This window comes from Neisseria sp. S1 (genome assembly GCF_048060015.1).
In the GTDB taxonomy this organism is placed as follows: domain Bacteria; phylum Pseudomonadota; class Gammaproteobacteria; order Burkholderiales; family Neisseriaceae; genus Neisseria; species Neisseria arctica.
In genome coordinates this window covers 79,904-95,099 of sequence record NZ_JBLUPI010000008.1, presented here as the reverse complement: position 1 = coordinate 95,099, position 15,196 = coordinate 79,904, and the positions used below count along the sequence as shown (strand labels likewise).

Genomic DNA, 15,196 nt, shown 5'->3' with positions numbered 1-15,196 from the left:
GATGACGTTTTGAGGATTTGATATTTTCACCATGATCAGCATTTTTGATATTTTTAAAATCGGCTTAGGCCCTTCCAGTTCCCATACGGTCGGCCCGATGAAGGCTGCAGCAGCATTTTCAGACAGTTTGCAACAAAACGGTCTGTTGGAATCAGTCCAGCGTATTGTTGCCGAAACTTATGGCTCGCTGGCTTTAACCGGCTTAGGTCACGGTACGTTTGACGCCATTTTGCTCGGCTTGGAAGGAAGCTTGCCGCATAATGTTCCTTTGGCTGATATGCCTGCCCGTTTGCAACGTATCCGCGAACGGCATGAGTTACATTTGCGCGGCCGTACCTTGGCTTTTTACCCGGATACCGATTTGTTGATACACGGTGATGAAACCTTACCGTTACATCCTAACGGATTACGTTTCAGTGCTTATGATGCAAACGGTGAATGTTTAATTAGTCAGGTTTATTATTCGGTGGGTGGCGGATTCGTAGTAACCGAAGAAGGGTTCGGGCAAGAACAGACTGTTGAAACGGCCGTGCCGTATCCATTTAAAAGCGCAGCCGAATTATTGGCGCGTTGCCGTGAAGAACAATTGAATATTTGTGAAGTGGTGCTCGCCAATGAAATGGCCTTGAGCGGCAGTAGTGAGGCGGAAGTGCGCGCACGTGTGGCCGCAGTAGCCGATGCGATGGAAGGTTGTATTAAGCGCGGATTGGGGTCTGACGGTAACTTGCCCGGTGGCCTGAATGTGCGCCGCCGTGCCCCGCAATTGGCGGCCAAGCTCAAAGTGTTGCGTGAGACTGAAATTGTAAATACGCAATTGTGGCCGATGGTATATGCGATGGCAGTCAACGAAGAGAATGCCGCTGGTGGGCGGGTGGTAACGGCACCGACCAATGGTGCCGCCGGCATTATTCCGGCAGTATTGCATTATTACCGTAAATTCAACCCGCATGCGAGCCAAGAGCGCGTAGAAAATTTTCTGCTGACTGCCGGGGCGATTGGCATTTTGTATAAAACCAATGCATCTATTTCCGGAGCGGATGTCGGCTGCCAAGGTGAAGTCGGCGTGGCGTGTTCGATGGCGGCAGGTGCTTATGCGGAAGCAATTGGCGGAACACCGAAACAGGTGGAGAATGCCGCAGAAATGGCCATGGAACACCACCTCGGCCTCACTTGTGACCCGGTTGGCGGTTTGGTTCAGATCCCCTGTATCGAGCGTAATGGAATTGCTGCCGAAAAAGCTTTGAAATTGGGTGCTTTGGCATTGTTGGAAGACGGCACCGGGAAAAAGGTCTCTTTAGATGAAGTCATTCAAACCATGCTGCAAACCGGGCGTGATATGAAATCGACTTATAAAGAAACCTCGTTGGCCGGCTTAGCCGTTACCTTACAGCAAAAACCCGTACCGGTATCGGTACGTGTAGTGGAATGTTGATTGCGCTGTTACGGTTTTATTTTTCAGTCATATACTGAGGCCGTCTGAAATATTTCAGACGGCCTCAGTATATTTGGGTTTGAACCGGATTTGATTTATAAATGATCTTTAAGAAAACCGTTTATTTATACGGCTTCATTATTTGCGAATAAAATAGCCCAACTCAATAACAAGGCCGGAATGTTGAAATTCCGGCCTTGTTATTTTTAAATTAATTTAAACCTACTAATTTCCAGCGCTGGTGGGAGCGTCCGTCAATTTTGCCTTTTTTCACATTGGATAGGTAGTCGATCATCATGTTTTGGATTGTTCCGGCTTCGGACCCCATTGCAACTTTAGATTCCCATAATACAGGGATAGTTTGCCCTTCAAAAATACCGCCTTTTTTAATGAGTTGTCCAAAACGGTAAGAATTCATACCGACTTTCAATTTCATATCATCGGTAATTTTTTTACCATTGGCTAATTTTAAGCCGGTAATCTTATTCCCGCTTTGGTTGCGCAGATCAATGTTGTAATTTACCCCGCCAAAAATATCAAAGGTGACATATTTGGATTTACCACGCACTTCATTGTAGCGGTAATTTTTGTCACCTGCTTCAATGGTGTCGAAATAGTCGGCCGACCATTCCATATATTGTTTAAGCTGTTTGCCGGTTAATTCATAAACGGTTACATCCCCGCCTGCATATCGGTAATTATAAATAATATCTTTTTTCTTAATCGGACCTTTATCCAAACGCACGGTTTCATAATCAAAAGCGAAAGAAACAACATCGGCTTTACTATAATGTAACTGGGCATCAGTAATAAAAGAAGACATGCCAGTATCTTGTGAGAATGCAATAGAGACACCGTGGTTTTTACCTTGCGGAACCATGTCATTTGCTGTTTCACCGATGACTACATTATTCATTCTACGCAGCTCATCATGATACGGTTTATAAATTTCTTCGATTGTAGGATCGCTTGCAAAATCTTTTACAGGTACGGTTTTAGAGGTTTTAGAGAGTAATTTTACTTTGCCGTTTTCAGTTACATCAAAATTCAAATCGACTTCGGAAACTACGGTTCCATAACGGTGAGGTTCAGTAATTAATGTGTTTTTAATTGTTTCACTTGGGATATTTTTGTGCATATGCCCAGCAATAATGACATCGATACCATCTACTGAATTTACTAAATCGGCAACACCTGTATCCGGAATCTCATTTTCATTTTCGATTCCCATGTGGGCAAGCACTATAATGGCATCCGCACCTTTTGCTTTTAAGTCTGCGATTTGGGTTTTGGTTTCTTCAATCGGTGAAGTAAATTTCATTTTATCCAAATGCCCTGTATCTTTTTCAAAAATTGCAGACATCGGCGTTGTTAAGCCGATAATACCGAGCTTAACTCCTTCGCGTTCGATAATCATCGTGGGTTCCGCATAGCGACGGCCATCTTTATAGTAAAAATTAGCCGCTAATGTTTTAGCTTTAATATCTTTTACAATAGCGTCTAATGCCGGCATACCAAAGTTAAATTCATGATTGCCAAGAATGAAAATATCGTATCCCATCGCATTCAATATTTTGGGAACCGGATTATCATTGTAATATTCTGGTGTTTTGGCAAATACTTCAACTTGGTTATCTTGAATAGCATCACCAATATCAACCAAAATTACATTTTTATTTTTAGGATCTTGGCGAACCTGATTGACATAAGTTGCAATTTGAGAAAATGAACCTGAGCGGTCTTCTACATCAGCACCATAGCTCCACGGTACGATACGGCCGTGAACATCCGATGTTCCTAAGAATTTAATATTCACCTCTTTTGCTACCGCCATATTTACGGCGGATAACATAAATAAAGTGCAAAGCGTTTTTTTCATTGGTAATACTCCATAATATTCAAGGAGGCGTTTTAAGCCTTGTATGCAGTTAAATTATATTGGGGTTGAAAAACCTTATATTTTAAAATATGGAACAAACAGTTAGTAAATAACGGTATGATAATTTGCCATACATTGTTTATTCATAATGAATATTTGGGTGGTGTGCATATTTATTGTTGCCTGAAAATTATTCGATTATTACTCTGTTTTGTTGAAGAGTTTTCGGAAACGTATTCGTCTAGTAAAAATACCTACGGTAAAAAGTCATTGCCGTAGGTATTTTAAGTTGTTTGCCGTGCGGCTGTTTCGGCCTAGCCGCCTGTTAAAGCCATAACCCGGATGATTTTTTTAGGATTTTCGACAAATTCGTGCTTTTCAGGTTTAAGTAGGAGTGCATTCTTTATAGTTTGCTCCAGTTCGGCATCGGTACAACCGTCCCGTAACATAGGGCGTAGGGCAACTTTGTCTTCCTGTCCGAGGCAGAGATGGATATTGCCGGTGGCAGAGAGACGGACACGATTACAGGTTGCACAGAAATGTTGGCTCATCGGTGTAATCAAGCCAAGAGTAAATTCACCGTTGCGGCTCTGCCAATAGCGGGCAGGACCGCCGCCGATTGTGCCTTGATAGGGGGTCAGGTTAAATTTTTGTTGTAGTTCTGCCAGTACCGGCTGTAGATTTACTTTAGCGTGCGCTTGTCCCGTTGTTCCCATGGGCATGGCTTCGATCAGGTTGAGGATAAAGCCGTTTCTGATACAAAAAGCTACCATGTCGTCCAAGTCGTTGTCATTAACGCCTTTGAGTGGAACCATGTTGATTTTAATGCGCTCGAAACCGGCTGCTTTCGCAGTTTCTATGCCTTCCAAAACTTGGGGCAGACAATCTGTGCCGGTAATGTCTTTAACACAGTCGTTGCGCAGTGAATCAAGGCTGATGTTCAGACGGCGTACACCTGCTTCCCGCAAGCTGTGGGCATGTTTGCCTAATTGCGTACCGTTTGTTGTGAGTGAAATATCTTCTACACCGGGTTGGCGGTTGATTTCCACAGCTAATTCGGCTAAGCCTTTGCGTAAAAGCGGTTCTCCGCCGGTGAGCCGGAAGCGTTTGGTTCCCAATCGGGCAAATGCGGAGGCTACGCGCCCAAGCTCTTCGATGGTGAGCCATTCTTTGGGGATGGAAAAACCTTTAAAGCCTTTGGGCAGACAATAGGTGCAACGCAAATCGCAACGGTCTGTTACGGAAATGCGCAGGTAGTCTACGGTTCGGCCAAATGCGTCGGTTAACATGGTTTTCTCGTTCTGGTGTGTGCTGTGTTTTAGCAGCGCGTTGTTTTAAAAGGTATTCCTTGCGCTTATTTTATGTTTGTTTACAGTCTTTGTTGATGCTGCATTGTATTTAGTCGCTAGTTCTTTCGGAGGATTGTTTGTTCGGGGCAGGCGTGAAGTCCGGCTGCTTCAAAAGAACACCCTATCCGATGACTTGCGTATTTTGCGATTATAACAAACCCAACACCGGATTTGAGTGAAATATTACGGCTAATCAGCAATTTATATGTTTTTGTCATGCAAAATAAGCCGGTTGCCCTTATTTGTCGGTGGCATTGCGTGGGAAAAACTGTACAGGGCTTTCTCCCTCGGGCAGCAGTAGTTTTTTGAGGGCATGGCCGTATACGGTTTCTAGTGTGATGCTATGTAGTTCGCCACTGTGCCACATATGGTCTACGGCATGGCGTGCTGCCGTTTCATCGTCAAACTGTAATGCTTGCCATAGCCCAAGGGTATTCATATCTTGCCAGAATGCTTCGGCTGTGCGGTAGTTGAGTTCGATTTGGGCGGTGTCCATAACGGGATCATAGAAACCGTGGTGAAACAGCATATCCCCCAGATCGTGCATATCGAGCAGAGTGGGGGCGCTACAGTTGATACCGCGTGCGTTGAGGCGGCTGATGAGGTCGCGCAAGGTATCAATGCCGAAATGGGTAAAAAACAATAGTCCGTCAGTTTTCAGATGGCGTGCCCAATTATCAAACACAGCTGTTGGCTCGGTCGCGGTAATCAGGCTTAAGTTGGCCCACAACATATCGGCTGCTGCTTCGGGCAGGGGTTCTGTTAATATCTGTTGATGTTGCGGAATTTTCTTACCGATTAGTTTTTGCCATAAGTTGGGCTTGCGGGCGGCTTCCGACGCACTTAGAAAGTCGGGGCGGGGATCGTACTCCGTAAAAACAGCTTTTGGGTAACGGGCTGCCAACAGGCTGCGGCTGATATCGGCATCCGCACCCACAAGCGTAATATTTTGCGGTTCCCTGCGGATGATTTGTAACCGTTCGTTGAAGTTTTGTGCAAGATGACGGTGGATTTGCCAGTGGTCGGATGTATTCATAATGGTTTGGCGGTAAATATATTAATTTGTATGGATTCGGAGCACTTAACTAAATAGTCATGACATTGGATAGTTGGCGGTGGCCTAAATGTGTTTTTAATCGGCTGATATGTACTTTAATATTTCAGACGGCCTGTTGCCGTGATTATTTAGGATATTTAAAAGTGATGCCGTCTGAAAATATGGCTTTGAGTTTGCCTGGTTACATGATGTTTAATGCCTTTCGAAAAATGCTTGTAATAAATTTGCAAATTGTTCGGCATGGGTTAGAAAGGGCGCATGTGCGGCTTTTTCAATAATATGCAGCTCACTGTAGGGTAAGTGCTTATGCAAGTATTCGCCCATGCGCACCGGTGTGATGCTGTCTTTGCCGCCGAAAATTAGTAAGGTCGGAATCTTTAAATCGGGAAGCAGCGGTCGTGCATCACTTACGGCTACCGCATCTAGAGCCGATTGTAAGGCGGCCGGCGCACCATGTTTTACTATATCAGGTAGAACCTTTTCCAATATCGGATGCTGTTCTTTTGAGTATAGAAACTGTAACTCTAGAAATTGTTTTATGTATTTGCGATAATCCTGCTGGAATAAATCCACCATTTTGGCCAGTGCCGGATTAGTTAGCCCTTCCGGATAATCGGGAGCCGCTTGGAATTTGGCAAATCCGGCGGTTAGGCATAACGCATGTACTTTCTCAGGATAGCGTGCGGCCAGATGCAGCACGATTTGACTGCCGAGAGACCAACCGAGCCAATAGCCGGGCTCTGTAATTTCGGCAGCGAATTTTTCGGCCGTTTCAGCTACATCGAAATAGCCCTCGAAGGGCGCACTGCCGTGGCCGGGTAAGTCAAGCGCATGGACCTCCCATGAGGTTGGCAGACGTGGAATCAAGTCATCAAAAATATGGCGGTTGGCTGCCCAGCCGTGAAGCAGGTAAATTTTTTTTGTAGGTTGGTGCATGAAGGGATTCTCTTGGTGGCGCAGATTTTTCGATATGAAGCGCTGCGTATTATGCCATGTTTCAGCGGCAGACGGCTTATGTGAAGCATGTTCGGGTGATTTGAAAAATTTGAGGCTCGATAGCGAACGCTCTTGTCCGCTTTGTTTGCAATTTAGCGTAACAGCCTCAATATGTGGCGCATGTCAGAAGAGGCCTCCCCCGTTTGAGAAAATTTGGGCCTCTGTGTATTATGAACCGCCGCTGAGCAGCCTTTTGCATGCATTTAAGCATCAGGGAGATATGAGCGTTTTGCCGGCATTGGTGGAAATCATGCGACAGCATCCGCCGTCTTGGCTGGATGAGGTGGAAGTCGATGCGGTGTTGGCGATGCCTTTAAGCAAGAGCCGTCGGATTTACCGAGGCTTCAACCAAGCCGATGAGTTGGCTGTACGGTTGGCCGGTATCTACGGATGGCAGGTGCTGCATCGGAATACGGTTTTCAGACACCCTCATGCGCCCCAGAGTACGCTGAAACGTGCTGATCGCCAGCGAAATGTCCGCCATGCTTTTGAAGTGGAAAAATCTTTGGTTAAAAACCGTAAGCTGCTGTTAATCGATGATGTTGTGACCACAGGCGCAACATTGGCAGAATTATCGCGAATACTTAAACGGGCGGGTGCCCAGCGTATTTTTTGCTGGAGTTTGGCACGTGCACAAATGAAAAAATTTTGACGCAATTGCTGCTTTGCGGCATAGTACCTCTGATTAAGTGACTGATTTATATGTTTACTGTAGTTTTATACCAGCCTGAAATCCCCCCGAATACCGGTAATATCATCCGCCTATGTGCTAATACTGGAGCAGATTTGCATTTGGTAAAACCGCTTGGTTTTCCTCTGGATTCGAGCAAAATGAAGCGGGCCGGATTGGATTATCATGAGTTTGCCAGCCTGACAGTACATGAAAATTTTGAAGATTGTATGACGGCTTTGGCCGGCAGGCGGATTTTTGCTTTAACCACTAAAGGCAGCCAGCGGCCGGATAAGGTTGCATTTCAGAGTGGTGACGTTTTTCTATTCGGCCCGGAAACCCGGGGTTTGCCGTCTGAAATATTAGATGCCTTGCCGGTAGAGCAGAAATTACGTCTACCGATGAAAGAAGGCAGCAGGAGTATGAATCTGTCGAATACCGTTGCCGTTATGCTGTTCGAGGCATGGCGGCAGCTTGATTTTGCAGGAGGCAGCTGATTTGCAGTGCTTGTCTGCCGCCGGATAGGGCTGTTGAAAGCTTTATCGGCAACAAACATTATCAACTCAAGAATTGGACTCTGTTTTGACTAAAGCGAAGAATACTTTTTTTGTCGGCGTGTTTGCGGCTATGGCTGTGGGCACGGTATTTATGAAGCCGGCTGCAGCCGAGCCTGCCCGTAATATAAGTGCGGTGGGTACTAGTGCGAGTTTGCAGCCTAATGCCGTAGTAAAAGCGGAAAAATTGCACCGAAGTGCAAATTTAAGCTATAAGGTAGCCGGAAAACGTTACCAACCGTTGAGAAAAGTAGCAGAGTTTAGTCAGACCGGTAAAGCATCTTGGTACGGCAGCCAATTTCATGGCCGGAAAACCTCAAGTGGCGAGCGTTATGATATGAATATTATGACTGCGGCGCACAAAACCCTGCCGATTCCGAGTTATGCGCGTGTAACCAATCTCTCTAACGGAAAAAGCGTTATAGTACGCATCAATGACCGCGGCCCTTTCCATGGCAGCCGTGTGATTGATGTATCTAAGGCGGCAGCGCAGAAGTTGGGCTTTATGAGCAAAGGTACGGCCAATGTACGCGTGGAACAAATTGTTCCGGGCCGCGAAACTCTTGCTTCTTCCGGTGCGCAAGGCAGCGGTCGTAATATTTATGTCAATCTTAAGAGCTTCAACAAAGAAGCCGAGGCGAAAAGTTATCTCACCAAAACCAACCGCCAGCTTAAAAGTGTAGCGGGTAGTCAGAAAGTTATTATGGTGAAGCAAAACAATCAGTATGTGGTACGTATGGGGCCGTTTACGCGCCAAGAGCATGCCGATACGGTAAAGCGTCAAGTACAAACCGCCATTTAATCAGGCGGTCTTTCTTAATGTTTCAGACGGCCTGGGTTTAATCTGCAGGCCGTCTGAACTTATTTCTTTTACTTCAAATATAATAAATATCGGTATGGAAAACCGTTATTGGATTGAGAGTGCGTCTTTATGATTAGCAGATTAACCGGAACATTAATTGAAAAACACCCGCCGCAGATAGTTATAGATGTTGGCGGGATCGGTTATGAGGTAGACGTATCGATGCAGACTTTTTACCAATTGCCGCCTTTAAACGAAACCGTTCAGCTGTATACACAGTTGGTTGTGCGTGAGGATGCACATTTACTTTTTGGTTTCGCCAGTCAAAATGAGCGGGCTACTTTCCGCCAACTGGTAAAGGTAAGCGGTATCGGTGCCAAAACCGCTTTGGGGATTTTATCGGCCATGAGTGCGGATGAGCTGGCGCAGGCTGTTGCGCAAGAAGATGTGAAACGCTTGTCTTCCGCCCCCGGTATCGGTAAAAAAACTGCGGAACGTATGGTATTGGAATTGCGCGGAAAACTGGTAGGTGAAAGTGTGGCCGGAGGTTTGTTTGTGCCGGAGGCAGTAGTGGATGAAACGGATGATATCGTCAGTACATTGCTGGCTTTGGGTTATAACGAGCGTGAAGCACGAGCTGCCGTCAAAGGAATTGCAGCCGGTACCGATGTTAGCGAAGGTGTGCGCTTGGCATTGAAAAATCTGCTGAAATAATTTGACCCGGTATTTAAAGGTGTAAAAGTTAAAGTAGAAGTTTCTTTCAGACGGCCTGATTCCGAATTGGGGAAAAGGCCGTCTGAAACCTTTTTAAAGGCAAGCATGATATGTTGCAAAAAGTTTTCCATTGGTTTGAATCCCGTGTTGATCCTTACCCCGATGCCGAACCGAAAACGCCGCAAGGGCAAAGTGTGTCGGCTTTTATTTGGTTTAACCTTGAAGGTTTGCGTATTTGGTTGTTTGTATTGATGTTATTGTCGGCAGGGTTGGGTGTTTTATCGGCCGTGTTGTTTCAATTTATGGGTAAGTTGGTGGATTGGCTTGGCAACTATACCCCTTCTGAGCTCTGGGCGGAAAAAGGAACGGCATTGGTTGCTATGGCGGCAGTGCTGCTTTTGAGCATCGTTTGGTCGTTTGTGGCATCGAATGTACGCTTACAAACTTTGCAAGGTGTATTTCCGATGCGTCTGCGTTGGAATTTCCACCGCTTAATGTTGAATCAGAGCCTCGGTTTTTATCAAGACGAATTTGCCGGACGGGTGTCGGCCAAGGTTATGCAAACGGCCTTGGCTGTGCGCGATACGGTGATGACTTGTGCCGATATGGTGGTATATGTGCTGGTGTATTTTATTACCTCGGGCGTCATTTTGGTTGCGCTGGACGGTTGGTTGCTGCTGCCTTTTATCGTTTGGGTGGTACTGTTTGTCCTAATGATGTATCTGATGATTCCGCGTTTGGCCCAAACCGCGCAGCGTCAGGCTGATGCTCGTTCGTTGATGACCGGACGCATTACCGATGCTTATTCCAATATCACCACAGTCAAACTGTTTTCCCATGGGGCACGCGAGGCTGCTTATGCTAAAGCCTCTATGCGCGAATTTATGGTGACCGTACACGCACAGATGCGGTTGGCCACAGGTTTGGATACTGTCAGCTATGGCTTGAATGCGGCCTTAACACTGGGAACCGCGGCGCTCGGATTGTGGTTGTGGTATCACGACTCGGTAGGTGTAGGAGCCGTAGCTACGGCTACAGCAATGGCATTACGATTGAACAGCATGTCTCAATGGATTATGTGGGAATCGGCCAGATTATTTGAAAATCTCGGTACCGTACAAGACGGAATGAACACTTTATCTAAACCACAAACCATTCTTGATGCGCCCGATGCCCGGGTGTTGCAGGTAACTGCCGGTGAAATACGTTTTGATCATGTTGATTTTTCATACGAGCCAGGCAAATTATTGTTGAATGATTTCAACTTGGTCATCAAGCCTGGTGAGAAAGTCGGTTTGATCGGGCGGTCGGGAGCTGGCAAATCGACAATCGTTAATTTACTGTTGCGATTCTATGAAACCAATAGCGGTGCCATCAAAATTGACGGACAGAATATTCACTCGGTTACCCAAGAAAGTTTGCGCAGCAGTATCGGCTTGGTAACGCAAGATACATCGTTGTTGCATCGTTCTGTACGTGACAATATCGTTTACGGCCGCCCGGACGCGACTGACGAAGATGTTTACCGTGCTGCAGAATTAGCCGAAGCAGCAGATTTTATTCCTACCTTGTCGGATGCAAAGGGCTGCAGAGGCTATGATGCGCATGTAGGAGAGCGGGGCGTTAAGCTGTCGGGAGGGCAGCGCCAACGGATTGCAATCGCCCGTGTGATGTTGAAAGATGCACCTATTTTATTGCTGGATGAGGCGACCAGTGCTTTAGATTCTGAAGTAGAAGCGGCTATCCAAGAAAGTTTGGATAAGCTTATGGAAAATAAAACGGTTATTGCGATTGCCCATCGCTTATCAACTATTGCTGCGATGGATAGATTGATTGTTCTTGATAAAGGGCGCATTGTTGAGCAAGGCAGCCACCTCGAATTGCTTGAGAAAAACGGCTTGTATGCAAAATTATGGACCCATCAAAGCGGTGGTTTTCTAAGTGAAGAACAACATAATATGTGAGTAGTTTAAATATATCAGGCCGTCTGAAAATATTTTCAGACGGCCTGATATTTTGTAGGATATACACTCTAAGCCTTTGTACTTTATTCATTGAGGGTGTGGATAAATATTTAATTGATATAGTTATTTCCAGGGTTTGTCTTTCTGTGAAAGTGATACTGTTGGATTTGAGGTGAAGCGAATATGAAGCCTTAAGTTTTTTAAGTTGTAAAAAACTGATTTTTAAAATTAAATTTTTAAATATTGAAATAGTATTATAGGAAATTATTCTTTTTGAAATGAGTTGCCTCAAGGTAAAGCCATGTAGTGCTATTAAAATTTCATTACAAAAATATTATGTAAAAATAAAATCTGATTTATATTGTTAATAAATCATGGTGGCTTGTGGCAATATTTTTAATTAAATGATAACCATTATCTTAAAATAAATAAAAATATTAAGGAATTTTAGGAAAAAATTACATAGTAACTTTAAAAGCCGTTTGAAATTAGCTACAATGAAAGGCGTTTTACCAGCATTATTTACGTTAACGAATCAGGTGTATCCAACATGTTGGCTAACTACTTTCCCGTATTTATTTTCATCATTATCGGTTTGATTGCCGGTATTGTATTTCTGACCCTAGGTAATCTGCTCGGTCCGAAACGCCATTACGCTGAAAAAGACACACCTTTCGAATGTGGTTTCGAAGCATTCGAAAATGCGCGTATGAAATTCGACGTGCGCTATTATCTGGTGGCGATTTTGTTTATTCTGTTTGATTTGGAAATTGCATTTATGTTTCCGTGGGCCGTAGTCTTTAAGGATTTGGGCGCATTCGGTTTCTGGTCGATGTTTGTGTTTATCGTTATTCTGACGGTAGGCTTTATCTATGAATGGAAGAAAGGCGCTTTGGAATGGGAATAGAAGGCGTTTTGAATAAGGGTTTCGTAACCGCTAGTGCGGATACGGTGCTCAATTATGTCCGTACCGGCTCTTTGTGGCCGGTAACGTTCGGTTTGGCCTGCTGTGCCGTAGAAATGATGCAGGCAGGGGCCTCGCGTTACGACTTAGACCGCTTCGGTATTATTTTCCGTCCTTCTCCGCGCCAATCCGACCTAATGATTGTGGCGGGCACTCTATGCAACAAAATGGCGCCTGCATTGCGTCGTGTGTATGACCAAATGGCAGAGCCGCGCTGGGTATTGTCTATGGGGTCGTGTGCTAACGGCGGCGGTTATTACCATTATTCTTACTCGGTAGTGCGGGGCTGTGACCGTATTGTGCCTGTAGATGTTTATGTGCCCGGTTGCCCACCCACTGCGGAAGCCTTGATTTACGGCTTGATCCAACTTCAGGGCAAAATTAAGCGCACTTATACCATTGCCCGTAACTAGGAGAACACGATGCATGTGAATGATTTGTATCAGGTTGTCCAAAATGTATTGGGCAATAAAGCTGATAAAGTAGTGCTGGCATTGCAGGAAGTAACCGTTGAGTGCCGTCCTGAGCATTACCTTGAAATTATGACTACGCTCCGTGATCATGCTGATTTAGGCTTTGAGTCGTTAGTGGATTTGTGTGGCGTTGATTACAGTACCTATAAAAATGAGCCTTGGGAGGGTAAACGTTTCGCTGTTGTCAGCCAATTGTTGTCGGTTCGTAACAATCAACGTATTCGCGTACGAGTATGGGCGCAAGACGATGCCTTTCCTGTTGTGGATTCTGTAACCGAAATCTACAACAGTGCCGACTGGTATGAGCGGGAGGCCTTCGACTTATACGGTATTATGTTTAATAATCACCCCGATTTACGCCGAATCCTGACCGATTACGGTTTTGTCGGTCATCCTTTCCGTAAAGATTTCCCTATTTCCGGTTATGTAGAAATGCGTTACGACGAAACTGAAAAACGCGTTATTTACCAACCTGTAACCATCGAGCCGCGCGAGATCACCCCGCGCATCGTCCGCGAGGAGAATTACGGTGGCTAACAAATTAAGAAATTACACCATCAACTTCGGCCCACAACACCCTGCAGCTCATGGCGTATTACGTATGGTTCTTGAGCTGGATGGAGAAACCATTGTTCGTGCCGACCCGCATATCGGTTTGCTGCATCGTGGCACCGAGAAACTGGCTGAAACCCGTACTTATCTGCAAGCTTTACCTTATATGGATCGCCTCGATTATGTGTCGATGATGGTCAACGAGCAGGCTTACTGTTTGGCAATTGAAAAACTGGCAGGTATTCAGGTGCCGGAGCGCGCACAATATATCCGGGTTATGTTTGCGGAGGTCACCCGTATTCTGAACCATTTAATGGGTATCGGTTCACATGCGTTGGATATCGGCGCAATGACTGTGTTTCTGTATGCTTTCCGTGAGCGTGAAGAGTTGATGGACTTATACGAGGCGGTTTCAGGAGCACGCATGCATGCTGCTTATTTCCGTCCGGGCGGAGTATATCGTGATTTACCGGATTTTATGCCTAGGTATGAGTCTAGCAAATTCCGCAATGCGAAGGTGTTGAAAAAGCTAAATGAAGCGCGTGAAGGAACAATGCTTGATTTTATCGAAGCATTTACCGAACGTTTCCCTGCCTGCGTAGATGAATATGAAAGCTTGCTGACTGATAACCGTATTTGGAAACAACGTACTGTCGGCATCGGTGTAGTCAGCCCTGAGCGCGCATTGCAAAAAGGTTTTACCGGTGTGATGTTGCGTGGTTCTGGGGTGGAGTGGGATATCCGTAAAAAAGCTCCGTATGATGCCTATGCCAAAGTTGATTTCGATATTCCGGTGGGTGTGAACGGTGACTGTTATGACCGTTATCTCTGCCGTATTAATGAAATGCGCGAGTCTAACCGTATTATCAAACAATGCGTACAGTGGCTGAAAGCCAACCCCGGGCCAGTGATTGTTGATAACCACAAAATCGCTCCACCCAAGCGCACTGATATGAAGATGGGGATGGAAGATTTGATCCACCATTTCAAACTCTTTACTGAAGGTATGCACGTACCAGAAGGTGAAACATATACTGCCGTCGAGCATCCCAAAGGCGAGTTTGGTATTTATATGATTTCAGACGGCGCTAATAAACCATATCGCTTGAAAATCCGTGCACCTGGTTTCGCTCATTTGCAAGGTATGGATGAAATGGCACGCGGCCATATGTTGGCAGACGTGGTTGCTATCATCGGTACGCAAGACATCGTATTCGGAGAGGTAGACCGATAATGTTATCCACAGAATCTTTAAAACAAATCGATACCGAGCTGGCGAAGTATCCGGCCGACCAACGTCGTTCAGCCATTATGGGTGCATTGCGTATTGCCCAAGTGGAGAAGGGCTATCTTAGCCCTGAAACGATTGAATATGTGGCTGATTATGTTGGTATTGCACCGGCAGCAGCTTATGAAGTGGCTACTTTTTACAATATGTACGATCTCCATCCCGTAGGTAAGTATAAGCTTACCGTTTGCACAAACTTGCCATGTGCGCTGCGCGGGGGAGTAAATGCTGCAGAATACCTTAAGCAGAAATTGGGTATCGGTTTTGGTGAAACTACTTCAGACGGCCTTTATACTCTAATAGAAGGTGAGTGTATGGGTGCTTGTGGTGATGCACCTGTAATGTTGGTAAACAATCATAAAATGTGTAGCTTCATGACTGAAGAGGCCATTGAGGCAAAACTGTCGGAGTTGCAGTAAGCCGCAATTTTACACGGACTCACGCCTAGAACCCAGATAAGTAGTTTTAAAAGATATTGTTGAATAATTTGGGATATAACCTC

General features: G+C 45.4%; 15 protein-coding genes. 11 read left to right on the top strand and 4 right to left on the bottom strand.

Going from position 1 to position 15,196, the window contains the following annotated elements; all coding sequences use genetic code 11:
* Positions 1-31: 31 nt before the first annotated feature.
* Positions 32-1,432, top strand: coding sequence for an L-serine ammonia-lyase (locus tag ACEPPX_RS07830; RefSeq protein WP_416623576.1), 1,401 nt, complete (start codon positions 32-34; stop codon positions 1,430-1,432).
* Positions 1,433-1,643: 211 nt separating this feature from the next.
* Here ACEPPX_RS07830 and ACEPPX_RS07825 read toward each other — a convergent pair whose 3' ends face one another.
* The 4 genes from ACEPPX_RS07825 to bioH all read right to left on the bottom strand — a co-directional run bounded on the left by ACEPPX_RS07825 (position 1,644) and on the right by bioH (position 6,653).
* Positions 1,644-3,311, bottom strand: a complete 1,668-nt coding sequence (locus ACEPPX_RS07825) for a bifunctional metallophosphatase/5'-nucleotidase (RefSeq protein WP_416623575.1) — start codon at positions 3,309-3,311, stop codon at positions 1,644-1,646.
* Between the two features lie 314 nt (positions 3,312-3,625).
* Complete coding sequence (gene moaA, locus ACEPPX_RS07820; protein ID WP_416623574.1) at positions 3,626-4,600, bottom strand: GTP 3',8-cyclase MoaA; 975 nt, start codon at positions 4,598-4,600, stop codon at positions 3,626-3,628.
* A 298-nt stretch (positions 4,601-4,898) separates the two neighbouring features.
* The gene (locus tag ACEPPX_RS07815) at positions 4,899-5,696 is read right to left on the bottom strand and encodes a methyltransferase domain-containing protein (RefSeq protein WP_416623573.1); all 798 of its coding nucleotides are present in this window, start codon (positions 5,694-5,696) and stop codon (positions 4,899-4,901) included.
* Positions 5,697-5,909: 213 nt separating this feature from the next.
* The gene (gene bioH, locus ACEPPX_RS07810; RefSeq protein ID WP_416623572.1) at positions 5,910-6,653 is read right to left on the bottom strand and encodes a pimeloyl-ACP methyl ester esterase BioH; all 744 of its coding nucleotides are present in this window, start codon (positions 6,651-6,653) and stop codon (positions 5,910-5,912) included.
* Between bioH and ACEPPX_RS07805 the strand changes: the two genes are divergently transcribed.
* The 10 genes from ACEPPX_RS07805 (at position 6,652) to nuoE (ending at position 15,113) form a co-directional block, all read left to right on the top strand.
* Complete coding sequence (locus ACEPPX_RS07805; RefSeq protein ID WP_416623571.1) at positions 6,652-7,365, top strand: ComF family protein; 714 nt, start codon at positions 6,652-6,654, stop codon at positions 7,363-7,365. The two genes, bioH and ACEPPX_RS07805, sit on opposite strands and share 2 nt — an antisense overlap.
* Before the next feature lie 50 nt (positions 7,366-7,415).
* Entirely contained in the window at positions 7,416-7,880 is a 465-nt protein-coding gene (gene trmL, locus ACEPPX_RS07800) for a tRNA (uridine(34)/cytosine(34)/5-carboxymethylaminomethyluridine(34)-2'-O)-methyltransferase TrmL (protein WP_416623570.1), read from the top strand.
* A 130-nt stretch (positions 7,881-8,010) separates the two neighbouring features.
* Entirely contained in the window at positions 8,011-8,739 is a 729-nt protein-coding gene (locus ACEPPX_RS07795) for a septal ring lytic transglycosylase RlpA family protein (RefSeq protein ID WP_416623602.1), read from the top strand.
* Positions 8,740-8,868: 129 nt separating this feature from the next.
* The gene (gene ruvA, locus ACEPPX_RS07790; RefSeq protein WP_416623569.1) at positions 8,869-9,453 is read left to right on the top strand and encodes a Holliday junction branch migration protein RuvA; all 585 of its coding nucleotides are present in this window, start codon (positions 8,869-8,871) and stop codon (positions 9,451-9,453) included.
* A 110-nt stretch (positions 9,454-9,563) separates the two neighbouring features.
* Positions 9,564-11,417, top strand: coding sequence for an ABC transporter ATP-binding protein (locus ACEPPX_RS07785; protein WP_416623568.1), 1,854 nt, complete (start codon positions 9,564-9,566; stop codon positions 11,415-11,417).
* 550 nt (positions 11,418-11,967) lie between these two features.
* Positions 11,968-12,324, top strand: a complete 357-nt coding sequence (locus tag ACEPPX_RS07780) for an NADH-quinone oxidoreductase subunit A (RefSeq protein ID WP_416623567.1) — start codon at positions 11,968-11,970, stop codon at positions 12,322-12,324.
* Complete coding sequence (locus ACEPPX_RS07775) at positions 12,315-12,794, top strand: NuoB/complex I 20 kDa subunit family protein (RefSeq protein ID WP_009115715.1); 480 nt, start codon at positions 12,315-12,317, stop codon at positions 12,792-12,794. The genes ACEPPX_RS07780 and ACEPPX_RS07775 overlap by 10 nt, the downstream gene beginning before the upstream one ends.
* A gap of 9 nt (positions 12,795-12,803) precedes the next feature.
* Positions 12,804-13,391 (top strand): NADH-quinone oxidoreductase subunit C, encoded by a 588-nt coding sequence (locus ACEPPX_RS07770; protein ID WP_047761036.1) that lies wholly within the window; start codon positions 12,804-12,806, stop codon positions 13,389-13,391.
* A complete protein-coding gene (locus ACEPPX_RS07765; RefSeq protein ID WP_416623566.1) occupies positions 13,384-14,640 on the top strand; it encodes an NADH-quinone oxidoreductase subunit D in 1,257 nt (418 codons plus the stop codon). Before ACEPPX_RS07770 ends, ACEPPX_RS07765 begins: the two co-directional genes overlap by 8 nt.
* On the top strand, positions 14,640-15,113 hold the full coding sequence (nuoE, locus tag ACEPPX_RS07760; protein WP_047761034.1) for an NADH-quinone oxidoreductase subunit NuoE: 474 nt from the start codon (positions 14,640-14,642) through the stop codon (positions 15,111-15,113). Before ACEPPX_RS07765 ends, nuoE begins: the two co-directional genes overlap by 1 nt.
* Positions 15,114-15,196 lie beyond the last annotated feature (83 nt).